This is a genomic window from Streptomyces sp. NPDC101227, assembly GCF_044767545.1.
Classification (GTDB): domain Bacteria; phylum Actinomycetota; class Actinomycetes; order Streptomycetales; family Streptomycetaceae; genus Streptomyces.
Window position 1 is genome coordinate 460,748 of record NZ_JBIWOD010000004.1, and the last position, 13,979, is coordinate 474,726.

General features: G+C 71.0%; 10 protein-coding genes. 4 read left to right on the top strand and 6 right to left on the bottom strand.

From position 1 onward, the window contains the following. The first annotated feature begins 272 nt into the window (after positions 1-272). The 4 genes from ACIRPT_RS11740 (at position 273) to rarD (ending at position 5,495) form a co-directional block, all read left to right on the top strand. Positions 273-2,213, top strand: a complete 1,941-nt coding sequence (locus ACIRPT_RS11740; protein WP_403825555.1) for a 2-oxoacid:acceptor oxidoreductase subunit alpha — start codon at positions 273-275, stop codon at positions 2,211-2,213. Beyond that, positions 2,206-3,303 carry a 2-oxoacid:ferredoxin oxidoreductase subunit beta gene (locus tag ACIRPT_RS11745; protein ID WP_403505778.1) on the top strand — a complete coding sequence of 366 codons (1,098 nt, stop codon included), beginning with the start codon at positions 2,206-2,208 and terminating at the stop codon, positions 3,301-3,303. The genes ACIRPT_RS11740 and ACIRPT_RS11745 overlap by 8 nt, the downstream gene beginning before the upstream one ends. A 246-nt stretch (positions 3,304-3,549) precedes the next feature. Then, on the top strand, positions 3,550-4,419 hold the full coding sequence (locus ACIRPT_RS11750; RefSeq protein ID WP_403825558.1) for an SDR family oxidoreductase: 870 nt from the start codon (positions 3,550-3,552) through the stop codon (positions 4,417-4,419). Positions 4,420-4,499: 80 nt separating this feature from the next. Further along, positions 4,500-5,495 carry an EamA family transporter RarD gene (gene rarD, locus ACIRPT_RS11755; RefSeq protein ID WP_403825561.1) on the top strand — a complete coding sequence of 332 codons (996 nt, stop codon included), beginning with the start codon at positions 4,500-4,502 and terminating at the stop codon, positions 5,493-5,495. On the opposite strand, the gene ACIRPT_RS11760 is transcribed toward rarD, so the two are convergent. The 6 genes from ACIRPT_RS11760 to ACIRPT_RS11785 all read right to left on the bottom strand — a co-directional run bounded on the left by ACIRPT_RS11760 (position 5,485) and on the right by ACIRPT_RS11785 (position 13,804). After that, positions 5,485-6,360 (bottom strand): ABC transporter permease, encoded by an 876-nt coding sequence (locus ACIRPT_RS11760; protein WP_403505787.1) that lies wholly within the window; start codon positions 6,358-6,360, stop codon positions 5,485-5,487. The genes rarD and ACIRPT_RS11760 overlap by 11 nt on opposite strands. Further along, positions 6,347-7,369 (bottom strand): ATP-binding cassette domain-containing protein, encoded by a 1,023-nt coding sequence (locus ACIRPT_RS11765; RefSeq protein WP_403825565.1) that lies wholly within the window; start codon positions 7,367-7,369, stop codon positions 6,347-6,349. The genes ACIRPT_RS11760 and ACIRPT_RS11765 overlap by 14 nt, the downstream gene beginning before the upstream one ends. 113 nt (positions 7,370-7,482) lie before the next feature. Beyond that, on the bottom strand, positions 7,483-8,745 hold the full coding sequence (locus ACIRPT_RS11770) for an outer membrane lipoprotein carrier protein LolA (RefSeq protein WP_403825568.1): 1,263 nt from the start codon (positions 8,743-8,745) through the stop codon (positions 7,483-7,485). A 385-nt stretch (positions 8,746-9,130) separates the two neighbouring features. After that, on the bottom strand, positions 9,131-10,144 hold the full coding sequence (locus ACIRPT_RS11775; protein ID WP_403825571.1) for a polyprenyl synthetase family protein: 1,014 nt from the start codon (positions 10,142-10,144) through the stop codon (positions 9,131-9,133). A 1,177-nt stretch (positions 10,145-11,321) separates the two neighbouring features. Beyond that, the gene (locus tag ACIRPT_RS11780) at positions 11,322-12,533 is read right to left on the bottom strand and encodes an NAD(P)-binding domain-containing protein (protein ID WP_403825574.1); all 1,212 of its coding nucleotides are present in this window, start codon (positions 12,531-12,533) and stop codon (positions 11,322-11,324) included. Further along, positions 12,530-13,804: an ATP-grasp domain-containing protein gene (locus ACIRPT_RS11785; protein ID WP_403825577.1), complete on the bottom strand. Its 1,275-nt coding sequence runs from the start codon at positions 13,802-13,804 to the stop codon at positions 12,530-12,532. The genes ACIRPT_RS11780 and ACIRPT_RS11785 overlap by 4 nt, the downstream gene beginning before the upstream one ends. Between the last annotated feature and the right edge of the window lie 175 nt (positions 13,805-13,979).

Sequence of the window (13,979 nt, forward strand, 5' to 3'; positions counted from 1 at the left end):
GCAGGCCGGACAGGTGGCCGACAAGGCCCAGGACCTTGGACCTAGAACTATTGGACGAAGTCCGGAGCGTCACGAAGAAGGGGTGACGGGGGCGGTGTTTTCATGACAAACCATGCCAGTACGGCGTCTCATCTCGGCGTCCACAATGTGATCGACTCAGGGAAGGCGACCCTTACCCACGTACGATGGATATGGGACAACCAGTCGGTACGACAGGTCCCGAGCCCTGCCCCAGGCGGGGACGCCGCACCCCTCGAGGGAGGTCCGAAGCAGTGACCAGCCAGGTCAGTAGCCCAGCCGAGAAGACCGACGGTGCTCTCGTCGGGGAACAGCGCGCGCCCGGTGACGGCGGCGGAGGCAAGGAAGTCCAGCGACTGGACCGGGTGATCATCCGGTTCGCCGGCGACTCCGGTGACGGCATGCAGCTCACCGGCGACCGGTTCACCTCCGAGACGGCGTCGTTCGGCAACGACCTGTCGACGCTGCCGAATTTCCCCGCCGAGATCCGGGCCCCTGCCGGCACCCTGCCGGGCGTCTCCAGCTTCCAGCTGCACTTCGCCGACCACGACATCCTCACCCCCGGTGACGCCCCGAACGTCCTGGTGGCGATGAACCCGGCCGCCCTGAAGGCGAACCTCGCGGATGTGCCGCGGGGCGCGGAGATCATCGTCAACACCGACGAGTTCACCAAGCGCCCGATGGCCAAGGTCGGCTATGCGACCAGCCCGCTCGAGGACGGCTCGCTGGAGGCGTACAACGTCCATCCGGTGCCGCTGACGACGCTGACGATCGAGGCGCTCAAGGAATTCGGGCTCTCCCGCAAGGAGGCCGAGCGCAGCAAGAACATGTTCGCGCTGGGTCTGCTGTCGTGGATGTACCACCGGCCGACGGAGGGCACCGAGAAGTTCCTGCGGTCGAAGTTCGCCAAGAAGCCGGATATCGCGGAGGCAAACGTCACGGCCTTCCGCGCGGGCTGGAACTTCGGCGAGACCACCGAGGACTTCGCGACGTCGTACGAGGTCGCCCCGGCCACCAAGGCCTTCCCGACCGGCACCTACCGCAGCATCTCCGGCAACCTCGCGCTCTCCTACGGGCTGATCGCCGCGAGCCGGCAGGCGGACCTGCCGCTCTACCTGGGCTCGTACCCGATCACCCCGGCCTCCGACATCCTGCACGAGCTGTCCAAGCACAAGAACTTCGGCGTGCGGACGTTCCAGGCGGAGGACGAGATCGCCGGTATCGGCGCGGCGCTGGGCGCGGCGTTCGGCGGTGCGCTCGCGGTGACCACCACCTCGGGTCCCGGTGTGGCGCTGAAGTCGGAGACCATCGGCCTCGCGGTCAGCGTGGAACTTCCCCTGCTGATCGTGGACATCCAGCGCGGCGGCCCCTCGACGGGCCTGCCCACCAAGACCGAGCAGGCCGACCTGCTGCAGGCGATGTACGGGCGCAACGGCGAGGCCCCGGTGCCGATCGTGGCACCCAAGACGCCCGCCGACTGCTTCGACGCGGCGCTGGACGCGGCCCGTATCGCGCTGACCTACCGCACTCCCGTCTTCCTGCTCTCCGACGGCTATCTGGCCAACGGCTCCGAGCCCTGGCGGATCCCCGACATCGACGAACTCCCCGACCTGCGCGTCCAGTTTGCCTCCGGCCCCAACCACCAGCTGGCGGACGGCACCGAGGTGTTCTGGCCCTACCAGCGCGATGAGCGGACCCTGGCGCGCCCCTGGGCCATTCCGGGCACGCCGGGCCTGGAGCACCGCATCGGCGGCATCGAGAAGCAGAACGGCACGGGCAACATCTCCTACGACCCCGCCAACCACGAGTTGATGGTGCGCACCCGCCAGGCGAAGATCGACGGCATCGAGGTCCCCGACGTCGAGGTCGACGACCCGTCCGGCGAGGCCAACACCCTCGTCGTGGGCTGGGGTTCGACGTACGGCCCCATCACCGCGGCGGTACGGCGCGTGCGGGGCGCAGGGGAGCACATCGCCCAGGTGCATCTGCGCCATCTCAACCCCTTCCCGAGGAATCTCGGCGAGATCCTCAGGCGTTACGACAACGTGGTCGTGCCGGAGATGAACCTCGGACAGCTCAGCACCCTGCTGCGTGCCAAGTACCTCGTCGACGCGCGCTCGCACACCCAGGTCAGCGGAATGCCGTTCAAGGCCGAGCAGCTCGCGGAGGTCTTTAAGGAGGCCATCAATGACTGAGACGATCTCCGAGGAGAAGCCCGTAGGGATCGAGGCGCTGTCCCTGGTCCCCAAGGCCGAGGCCAAGCAGTCCATGAAGGACTTCAAGTCCGACCAGGAAGTGCGCTGGTGCCCCGGATGCGGTGACTACGCCGTCCTCGCCGCCGTGCAGGGCTTCATGCCCGAGCTCGGCCTGGCGAAGGAAAACATCGTCTTCGTCTCCGGTATCGGCTGCTCCTCCCGCTTCCCGTACTACATGAACACCTACGGGGTGCACTCCATCCACGGCCGCGCCCCGGCCATCGCCACGGGCCTGGCCTCCGCGCGGCGCGACCTGTCGGTCTGGGTCGTCACCGGCGACGGCGATGCGCTGTCCATCGGCGGCAACCACCTCATCCACGCCCTGCGGCGCAACGTCAACCTCAAGATCCTGCTGTTCAACAACCGGATCTACGGCCTGACCAAGGGCCAGTACAGCCCCACCTCCGAGGTCGGCAAGATCACCAAGTCGACGCCGATGGGTTCGCTGGACGCGCCGTTCAACCCGGTCTCGCTGGCGCTCGGCGCCGAGGCGTCCTTCGTGGCCCGCACGGTCGACTCCGACCGCAAGCACCTCACCTCGGTGCTGCGCGAGGCCGCCGCCCACCCGGGCACGGCGCTGGTGGAGATCTACCAGAACTGCAACATCTTCAACGACGGCGCCTTCGAGGTCCTCAAGGACAAGGAGAAGGCCCAGGAGGCGGTCATCCGCCTGGAGCACGGCCAGCCGATCCGGTTCGGGGCGCTGGCGCCCGACGGCTTCGGCTCCAAGGGCGTGGTCCGCGACCCGGCCACCGGCGACCTCAAGGTCATCGACGTCACCGAGCAGGGCGCCGACGGCGTGCTGGTACACGACGCGCACAACCCGTCGCCCACCACGGCCTTCGCGCTCTCCCGGCTCGCCGACCCGGACACCCTGCATCGCACCCCCATCGGAGTGCTGCGCAATGTCGAGCGCCCGGTCTACGACACGATGATGGCCGACCAGCTCGACTCCGCCATCGAGCAGAAGGGCAAGGGCGACCTCGCCGCCCTGCTGGCCGGCAACGACACCTGGACGGTCGTCGGCTGACCGCCCCGGCTCCGCGCGTGCCCCCGGGAGTGCCGTAACGGCGCCCCGGGGGCATTCGTTTGCCCTCCGCCGTGACGGCGGCGAGTCCCGCACGCGCGCCACATGCCGCTGCCATGCTGACCGGACGATCTCCCGCGACACCGGCCGCACACCCATCGGCCACCATCCATACAACTGTCATAGACATACGTATATGACGGCTGTACGGTCATGCCAACCTTCAGCGACGCCCACAGGGGGTAGCTCATGAGCTTCGTGATCACCGGTGCCACCGGCGCGCTCGGCCGGCTCGTCATCGACGCGCTGCTGGCGCGTACCGCGCCGGGTGAGATCGTCGCGGTGGCCCGCGACCGGGCCAAGGCGGCGGATTTCGCGGTCCGCGGTGTCGAGGTGCGGATCGCGGACTACGACCGGCCCGAGACCCTCGAGGACGTCTTCGCGCCCGGCGACCGGGTGCTGTTCATCTCGGGGAACGCTGCCGGGCGGCGCGGCACCCAGCACCGCGCGGTCATCGACGCCGCACGGGAGGCGGGCGTCGCGCTGCTCGCCTACACCAGCGTGCTGGGCGGACCCGCCGCCACCTTCTCCATCGCCGAGGAACACGTCGACACCGAGCAGGCGCTGCTGGCCTCAGGCGTGCCGTACTGCCTGCTGCGCAACGGCTGGTACCACGAGAACTACACCGGCGCGCTGGCCACCACCCTGAAGACCGGCGCGGTGGTCGGCAGCGCGGACGGCGGCCGGGTGGCCAGCGCCGCGCGCCGGGACTACGCCGAGGCGGCCGCCGAGGTCCTGACCGGCAGCGGCCACGAGAACTCCGTATACGAACTGAGCGGCGACACCGCGTGGACGATGGCCGAGTACGCGGCCGAGGTGTCCCGGCAGACCGGCAGGCAGATCCCCTACCGCGATCTGCCGCAGGAGCAGTACGTGGCGCTGATGGTCGAGGCGGGGGTGCCGTCGCTGGGCGCGCAGCTGGTCGCCGACGCGGACGCCGCCATCGCCCGCGGCGAGCTGGCCTCCACCCCCGGTGACCTGGCACTTCTCCTCGGCCGCCCGACCACCCCCCTCGCCGACGCGATCGCCGACGCCCTCAGGGAGCTTCACCTGTCATGACTGTATGGCGATACGGGCATGACAGGGGCCTCGCGCGGCGCTACCTTCACTGAGTCGGCGCATCATCACCGGGAGGGTCCTTGCAGCCTCGAAACGATCAACGCGTAGGACTCGCCTTCGGCCTCGCCGCGTACACGATGTGGGGTCTGCTGCCCCTGTACTGGCATCTGCTGGACGCCGCCGCACCGTCCGAGATCCTGGCCCACCGCATGGTGTGGTCGCTGCCCGTCGCGGTCATCATCCTGGCCGTGCTGCGCCGCTGGGCCTGGATACCCCCGCTCCTGCGGCAGCCCAAGCGGCTCGGGCTGATCCTCGTCTGCGCCCTGGTCATCTCGGTGAACTGGTTCCTCTACATCTGGGCCGTCAACAGCGGGCACGTCCTCGAAGCCTCCCTCGGCTACTTCATCAACCCGCTGGTCAGCATCGCTTTCGGCGTTCTGGTGCTGCGCGAGCGGCTGCGGCCGTTGCAGTGGACGGCGGTGGGCGTCGGCGCCCTGGCGGTCGTCGTGATGACCGTGGCCTACGGCAAGATGCCCTGGATCGCGCTCGGACTGGCCTTCTCGTTCGCGACATACGGCCTGGTCAAGAAGGGCATCAAGCTCGACGGCATCGAGGGCTTCAGCGCCGAGACGGCGATGCAGCTGCTGCCCGCGCTGGGCTTTCTGATCTTCCTCGGCACGCGCGGCGAAGCCGGCTTCACCACCGGCGGCCTGGGCCAGGCGCTGCTGCTCGCAGGCTGCGGGGTCGCGACCGCGGTGCCGCTGATCTGCTTCGGCGCGTCGGCGATGCGGCTGCCACTGGTGACGATCGGGATGATGCAGTATCTGGCGCCGACATTTCAGTTCGCGCTGGGTCTGACGGTCTTCCACGAGGAGATGCCGCCCGAGCGCTGGGCCGGGTTCGCGCTGGTCTGGCTGGCCCTGTGCCTCCTGACGTGGGATGCGCTGCGCACGGTACGGCGGGCGCGGACCGCGCTGGCCGAGGCCGGTGCACGAGCGGGCGACGCGGCCGCGCAGGCGGCGCTGGCCGAGGCGGAGCCGGTCACCGCCGACCCCGCCTCCCGCGTCACGCCGTGATGTCCCGCGTGGTGAACCGCGCCCATGCCGCCGAGCCGAACACCACCGCGTACAGCGCCTGCAGGCCCAGGTTCTTCTGCAGCTGGTCCCAGTAGACGGGGTCGCGCAGCACGTCCGCGAAGGACAGCCAGTAGTGCGGGAAGAGATACGGCTGGATGGCGTGCAACTGCGGGATGGTGTCCAGGATCTGCACGGTGATCAGCAGACCGACCGTGGTCGCCATCGCGGCGATACCACTGGTGGTGAGCGTCGATATGAACAGGCCGACGGCCGCCACCCCCATGAGCGAGAGCGCCACTACGCCCGCGATGGCCAGCGCGCGCAACAGCCCCTCTCCGAACGGGACAGCCGTGCCGGAGAGCAGGGTGACATCGCCCAGCGGGAAGAGCAGCGCACCGGTCGCCAGCGCCGAGAACGCCACCACCAGGGTCGCCACCAGGCAGAACGTCATGGTCGTGGCGTACTTGACCAGCAGCAGCCGGGTGCGGCCCGCGGGGGCGACGAGGAGGTAGCGCAGCGTCCCGGCGTTGGCCTCGCCCGCCAGGGAGTCCCCCGCGATCACACCGATGGCCATCGGGAGGAAGAACGGCAGCGTCACGGCGAGCGAGGTGAAGACCAGGAAGAGGCCGTTGTTGGTGACCTGGGAGATGAACGCCGGGCCGCCCTCGCCGCCGCCCCCGCCGCCCGACGGTCGGTCGCCGGTCTCGATTTTCACGGCGATACCGACCAGGACCGGTACGCCCGCGAGCACCGCCAGCAGCGCGAGGGTGCGCCAGCGCCGGAACGTCGTACCGATCTCGCTGCGCAGCAGGCCCAGCGACCACAGCGGCCGGGGTCCACGCAGCCCCGCCTCAGCCTGCGACATCGAAACCCTCCCCGGTCAGATGCACGAAGACGTCCTCCAGCGAAGCGCGCTCGATGCCGAAGCCGCGGACGCGTATGCCGGCGTGGACGAGCGCGGCGTTCAGATCCGCCAGTTCCCAGGGCTCCTTGCTGTCGGGCCCGGCTGCCGTGGGCAGTTCACCGGTCACCCGGTCGTCGGTGACCTGGAGATCCATCACGCCCCGCTCCTTGAGGACGCGCGCCGCATCCGCCGTATCCGGTGTCGTCACCGTCAGCCGCCCGCGGCCTCGCGAGTCGAGGACCGTGGCGGAAAGGTCGGCGACCGTGCCCTGGGTGATCAGCCGGCCGCGGGCCATGACCGCGGCATGCGTACAGACCTGCTCGATCTCGTCGAGGAGGTGCGAGGAGAGGAAGACCGTGGTGCCGTCCGCCGCCAGCTCGCGGACCAGGGAACGGATCTCCCGCATGCCCTGGGGGTCGAGGCCATTGGTCGGCTCATCGAGAACCAGCAGCTCACGGGGCTGCAGCAGGGCCGAGGCCAGCCCGAGGCGCTGCTTCATGCCGAGGGAGTAGGCGCGCGCCTTCTTGCCGGCCGCGGCGGCCAGCCCCACCCGCTCCAGTGCGCGCCCGACCCGCGCGGCGCGGGTGCGGGGATCGGCGGTCGGGTCGGCCGCGTCGAAGCGCAGCAGATTGTCCCGGCCGCTGAGGAAGCCGTAGAGGGCCGGTCCCTCGATGAGGGCGCCGACCCTGGGCAGGACGCGGCGGCTCGCGCCGGGCATGGGCGCGCCCAGGACCCGTGCACTGCCGGCGGTCGGTTCGATCAGGCCCATCAGCATGCGGATGGTGGTGGTCTTGCCGGAGCCGTTGGGGCCGAGGAAGCCGAAGACGCTGCCGCGCGGTACGGCCAGATCGAGGCCGTCGACGGCGAGCTGGCCGCCGCGGTACGCCTTGGTCAGCCCACGGGTCTCGATCACCCGGTCCCCGTCGGGCGGGACCGCGCGCTCGGATTCCGCGGCGGGTGGCGGTGGCATCGGCTCCCCCAACTCATGACGTACGGCATGGCGTACGGCGTGTCGTGCGGTGTACGGGCCGCGCCGCGCCCCCGGCGGGAGGCGCGGCGTACCTCTTGTGCTCCCGTGGCCCGTTACTTGGCGGCGTTGGCCGCGTCGATCAGGGCCTGCTTGTCGACGGCACCGACGTACACCGTGCCGTTGTCCGTTATCAGGGCATTGACCAGGCGGGTGCTGAAGACCCGCCCGGAGCCGAAGGACCCGGTCACCTTGTCGCCGATGCTGTCCAGGAACTTGCCCGCGTCGCCGGCGGCGCCCTTGTCCTTGCCGGCGGGCAGGCCGGAGCCGGAGCCCTTGATCGTGGCGATCGACGTCCAGCCCTTGCCGATGACGTTCAGCCCGCCCCTGTCCTTGAAGTCCTCCAGGCCCTTACGGCCCTTGAAGTCCTTGGCGTGCTGCCGCTCCGCCTTCGCGCGCTCCTTGTCGGCCTCGACGACCTTCGCGCCCTTGGGAGGCGTGAAGGCGAACGAGCTCGCGGCGGGCTTGGCGAAGTCGACGTTGGTGTAACCCACGTCGACCGCGGCCGCGCCACCACTCTTCGGCGTCAGCGTGAACTTCAGCGGGACGCCGTTGGCGGCGTCCACCGCTATCCGGATCGAGCCGACCGTGGAAGCGGACTGCTTCGGCTTGATGAGGAGCTGGTAGGCGTCCCGCCCGGCGACCCTGGCCGTGCCGTCGACCGTGACCGAGGTGGTGTCGCCCGCCGCCTTCAGGGCTTCCTTGGCGAGGTCCTGAGGAGTGGCGTTCTTCAGGCCCTTGGGGAGGTCCTTGGGCTGGTGGTGGCGGCCGGTCCGGCCGTGCGCCTCGGCCTTGCTGTGTACGGCGGTGTTGCTGCCGCTGTCGTACGCCCACACCTGGTCGCCGTTGTGGATGATGCTGTACTCGGCGGCCTTGTCGACGATGGACACCCGCTGCTTGTCGGGCCCGTCGGCGGCGACGCGCAGCGTGTGCGCACCGGACGCCAGCTCCATCAGCTTGTTCTGCGGGGACGCGGCCGCGCCGTCCTTGTCCGTCGCACCGTCGCTCTGGCGCTCGCCGCCGAAGCCTCCGACGCTGCCGCCGCCCGGCAGGGACGGCAGGCCGAGGTCGGTGGTGACCCGGACCGTCCCGGACAGCTGCTGGACATCGGACTTGGCGATTTTCGCTATCAGGTCCTGCGCCGAGATCTTGGGCAGGTCAGGAGAACCGGAGCCGGCGAACGCCGGGACCAGCCCGATCGTGGCCGCCGCCACCCCCGCCACCGCGACCGGTACGGCGTACCGCACCGCCTTGCGGCGCCTCGGTGAGCGCCCCCCGTCCCATCCGTCGGTGACCTCAGTCGGTTCGTTCCGTGGCATGTGCCCTACCTCCGTCGTGTACGGCGGTTTCCGCGCGATGCACTCGTCCACCCCTCGGGGCTCATTGTGGCCCGTCCGCCGTGTCGTGGTGCTTCCCATCCCACCAAATCTCGGGGGACATGGCGTCAGCCCGCGGGGGCAACTCGTCGTACTGCTGAGGGATGACACCGGGTCACCACACGGCGATTCATGTACGACGCAAGGCTGATCAATCCCTAGGGGACGACCTGAGGCAGTCAGGGATGTTCAGGTACACGCGGGGTGCGGCCAAGCGGCCGGCGACCGCATCACGGGGCGTGATGGCGGAAGTTCCGGCCGCGGACGGACCCGGAAGGCCCCGAACCGCGCCTGCCCCCGCCCACCCGTCTCCGGCCGGGCCCGGACCTCAGCCGGCCCGGTGCACCACCGCGTCGCAGAGCGCCTCCAACGCCGCCTTGGCCGTGCACGACGGCAGCGGCGCCAGCGACGCGCGAGCCTGCTCGGCGTAGCGCACGGTGTCACGGCGGGCCTGCTCCAGCGCCGGGTGGGCGCGCAGCCCGGCCAGCGCCTCGGCGTGCCGGGCGTCGTCGGTGAGGTCGCCGGCGAGCAGCTCGCACAGCGCGCGGTCCTCGGCCGTGCCGGATTCGCCCTCGGCATGCGCCCGCAGATGCAGCACCGGCAGCGTCGGGATGCCCTCGCGCAGGTCCGTGCCCGGCGTCTTGCCGGACTCGTGGGAGTCGCTGGCGATGTCCAGGACGTCGTCCGCCAGCTGGAAGGCGGTGCCCAGCCGCTCGCCGTACTGGGTGAGGATGTTGACCACCGACTCGTCGGCGCCGGACATCATCGCGCCGAAGCGGCCCGCGACGGCGACCAGCGAGCCGGTCTTGCCCGCGAGGACGTCCAGATAGTGGTCGACGGGGTCGCGGCCGTCGCGCGGTCCGGCGGTTTCCAGGATCTGGCCGGTCACCAGGCGCTCGAACGCCTCGGCCTGGATACGGACCGCCTCCGGGCCGAGGTCGGCCAGGATGTGCGAGGCGCGCGCGAAGAGGAAATCGCCGGTCAGAACGGCGACGGAGTTGCCCCAGCGGGCGTTCGCACTGGCCACGCCGCGGCGCACATCGGCCTCGTCCATCACATCGTCGTGGTAGAGCGTCGCCAGATGCGTCAGCTCCACGACGACGGCCGAGGGCACCACGCCGGGGCTGTAGGGGTCGCCGAACTGCGCGGCCAGCATCACCAGCAGCGGACGGAACCGCTTGCCTCCGGCGCGCACCAGATGCTGCGCGGCCTCGGTGATGAACGGCACGTCGCTTTTGGTGGCCTCCAGCAGGCCCTCCTCGACAGCGGCCAACCCGGCCTGGACATCGGCCTCAAGAGCCTGGTCCCGCACGCTCAGCCCAAAAGGCCCGACGACGGTCACGAGGGGTACTCCTGTCTGCTGACGATCAAACGGAATGTCGATCTGTCGCTGTCTCCACCACTGGCCAGCGTATCCGGTCGTAGTTCGATCACTGTGAGCGCCCGCCCCCCGAACCACCCGGGCAGCACACCGACCCACCGGCCGGTATGTCCCAGATCGCCATTTGTTCGCGTTTTGCGCCGGGAAAGAGGGGACAGCAGGGGCAGGCGAATTCCCGAAAGCGCCCGGTGCAACAGCCGTGACCGCAGAACCGAATACTCGCTAGGACCATAGGCTCTTCGGCCATCCTCGTGGTCCGCTCGCCCGCATCTCCCTGGAGTTGTGGGAGGGGGCTCCTGTCACAGCATGCGGGCCGTGCCGGTCCACGGCCTCCGGACCGGGTCTTCATCCGACCAGGTCGCCCCACGGCTGCGCGGGGGCCCGGAACTCTTCCGCCGCGGTGACCGCCGCCGCCTACGGACTCCGGTCCACCTCGCCTCCGTCGCCGGCGACCGTCTCACCGACCGGCGGCTCGGCCGCCACCGCGCGGTCCTGCGGGGCCGCATTCTCCCTACCGGCGGGCGCTGCATCCATGGCCATACCCACCACGGGCCTGACCTGGTCCGGCCGCGCGCCGCTCATCGCCGCTACGGGCCCGCCGGAGCCGAATGCCTCCTCGGGCTACGGCATCGGGGCCTTCCGCGGCCCGCTGGTCACCACCTGGTCCCCCTGTTCGGCCGGAAGGTGGGCCGGCGCCCGGACTTTTCGGCCGCCTTCATCAGTACCTCGGTCCACCGGTATCTCGGTCCACCGGGTGCCTCGGTACACCGGCAGGGCACTCGGTCCGTTCCGTTCGGTCCGGTCCAGTACGTGCGGGGCGGCGCGGGCTCACCGGTCGCGATACGACTCCGCACTCGGGCCGGCGGAGATGCCGCTCGCTCCGGTCATCACCGCCGTCCGGGTCACGATCAGCGGCCACCGTCTATCAGGAATTGCCGGGCTGCTGGAAGGGCGATGCCGCTTGGCCGTCTCGCTGGAAAGGAGGACGGCGGGCCGACCACGGGGACGGGACGGTTTCGGTAGGTGATCGCTGAGTCGGGTGCGGCGGTTCCCATACATGCCCCCAATACGGCTGACGCTGCTGTTCCTCCACTGAAACACCGGAGCGGGTGAGACGGTTGCCCCGCGGGTCACGCTCCTACCCGTACGCCCGCGCCACCGCCCGCGCGAGCCGCGGCGAGGCGATTTCCGTGCCGCACACGAACCGCATCACCGGGCCGAACGAGGCGGCAGCGGGCAGCCCCGTGAAGTACAGCCCGGGCACGGACGAGCCGAACCCGCTGTCCAGGAGGGGGCCGCCCGCGCGCACCGCGATCTCGGTGCGCAGCCCCTCGCCCAGGAAGTCCAGTGCCGCCAGCCGCATCCGGTAGCCCGTGGCGGCCAGCACATGGTCGGCGGTGACCTCGCCGCCGTGGCCGTCCGCGCCGCGCAGCGCCAGCACCGGGCGGCCGTCGCGGACCCGGGCCCGTACGATCCGCCGCCCCTGGATGACCGGCACCCGCCCCAGGAAGCGGTCCCGCAGCCACCACGCGCCCAGTGGCCCCAGCACCCGGCGCACCAGGAACCGCCGCGCGGGAGCGGGCAGATGGCGGAAGGCGCCCGCGTGGTACGCGAACGCGTACAGCGACCAGGCATTTCCGAACGGCGTCCGCGGCCGCAACCGGGGCTGACGGTCCGGCGGCGCGCCGAAGTTCACCGCCGCGCGCCCCCGCGCCACCACCCGTACGGACGCGGCGCCGCCCTCCATCAGGAGCACCGCGCTCTCCAGGGCCGACTGCCCGGCGCCGACCACCACCACGTCCCGGCCGGCCAGCGCCGCAAGGTCATGGTGCTGGGAGCTGTGCGAGAGGGGCCCCGCGGCGGACGGCCCCTCCGGGGCGGCGACGGCCAACTCCGGCGGCAGATAGGCGATCCCGCTGAGTCCGGTGGCGACCACCACCGCCCGCGCCCCCACCTGGTCGCCGCTGTCCAGCTTCAGCTCGAAGCCGTCGCCCGCCCGGTCCACCGACACCACCCGGACCGGCTCCACCTCCGGCACCAGCCGCCGCTGCACCCACTCCCCGTACCGCACGAACACCTCCACGGGCACGACGTCCCAGTCGGAGGCGTAGCGCGTCTCCCCGGTGGCCGCGCAGAAGTCGGCGAGCGCGTGCCCGGCCCGCGGGACATCGATGCCGGACGCCCTCGGGGTCGACTTGAGCAGCATGCCCATGGGCATCTGCGTCCGCCAACTCACCATGGGCTCCCCGAAGACCCGCACCGGCAGGCCACACGCCTTGAGGTGCGCGGCCGTCGACAGGCCGTACGGGCCCGCCCCGATGACCGCCACCGGAGTCCTGGAACCAGTCACATCGGTCGCCTCTCGAGTGGATGGTGCGCCGCGTCGGCCGTCCCGGCGGCCCGGCGGGCGTCCCGCCGGAGCCGCACCAGGTGGCGGGCGCCCGGCCCGGCACATCGCGCGAGCATCGTGAAGAACGGCAGCGGGTCGTCGCCCGCGAACCACGCCAGCTCGGTGCCGGTCGCCCGCCTCCCGGCGCGGCTGCCCCGGTACGCCAGCCGCGCGGGCAGATCGATGTTCTCGACGACGAAGCGGCGCCCGGCCCGCTGCGCGCCCCCGGGGACGGGCCGCCCGGTCAGATGCAGATGCTGGGCACGGACCACATCCACCCCGGCGGTGTTCTCGAAGAGGCGGAACTGCGCGCCTATCCGGGGATTGAAGTCCAGCAGGTTGTACCGGCCGTCGCGGCGGTCGAAGCGCCAGTCCAGGTCGGCGATCCCGGTGAAGCCGATGCGCCTGATGAACGTCCCTGCGAGATCGGCCAGTTCCGGGTTGTCGACGACATACGCACACGCCGTCCTGCCCGCGTGCGGTGGCCAGGAGCGCACCTTGACCCCGGTGAACAGCGCCGGCGGGGCGCCGTCCGCTTCGGCATAGGCGTGCACGATCCAGTCCTCGGCCGCCTCCCGCGGCAGATATTCCTGCAGGATCACCCCCGGTCGCGCGCCCCAGCCGCGCGCCAGGTCCAGCAACTGGGCAGGTCCCGCTATTCGGGTCGTCCCGGAGACCGCGGGCCGCCTGCGCCGCACGAACGCCTCGCGGTTCTTGGCCACCACCGGGAAGCGCGCCCGCCGCGCGTACGCCTCGATGTCCGCGTACGAGCGGGGAAAGACGGCGGCCGGAGAGGGCACCCCGTGCTCGGTGCAGAGCTCGTGCAGTCCCTGTTTGCTGGCCAGCCGGCGGGGCAGATCCGCCGCAACACGGGGGAAGAGGAACGATTCGGCCAGGACGCCGGCCCGCTCGGCGATCAGCACGGCCGCTTCCTCATCGGTCGGGATCAGCACCGCGGGCCGCCCGATCCGGTGCCCGATCCGCAACAGCCCGGCCACCAGCCGGTCGGGGTCCTCCCGCCCCGTCGTGGGCCACACACATCGGCCCGTCAGGTACCGGGACGCCGCGGCGGGCGTCCAGCGGTCCTCGGTCGCGGCATACATCGGCACCCCGAGCCGCCCCAGGCTCCGGATCGCTCCGACGCCGCCATGGTGCAGGGGATAGCCACCGATCTTGACGGTCAGCCCCGGAACACCCCGGTCGACCGCGAGCCGTCCGCCGCTGCGAGCCACCTGTCCCCCTCAACGGAAACGGCCCCGTCCGGGTGCCCCCGGCTCGTACCAGCAAAGGACGCTAGGCCCGAATTGCGTAGTGCAGCAAGAGTTTTCCGGACATTGGGGGCGGTGGGACGGGGCGAGTTGGGGCGTCCACGGCGCAGGGCAGCGGCGCACGCGCGCCGGGTGCGCG

Coding starts and splice junctions, on each gene's coding strand:
- ACIRPT_RS11745 (WP_403505778.1), top strand. CDS start 2,206: ATGACTGAGACGATCTCCGAGGAGAAGCCCGTAGGGATCGAGGCGCTG.
- ACIRPT_RS11750 (WP_403825558.1), top strand. CDS start 3,550: ATGAGCTTCGTGATCACCGGTGCCACCGGCGCGCTCGGCCGGCTCGTC.
- ACIRPT_RS11760 (WP_403505787.1), bottom strand. CDS start 6,360: ATGTCGCAGGCTGAGGCGGGGCTGCGTGGACCCCGGCCGCTGTGGTCG.
- ACIRPT_RS11765 (WP_403825565.1), bottom strand. CDS start 7,369: ATGCCACCGCCACCCGCCGCGGAATCCGAGCGCGCGGTCCCGCCCGAC.
- ACIRPT_RS11770 (WP_403825568.1), bottom strand. CDS start 8,745: ATGCCACGGAACGAACCGACTGAGGTCACCGACGGATGGGACGGGGGG.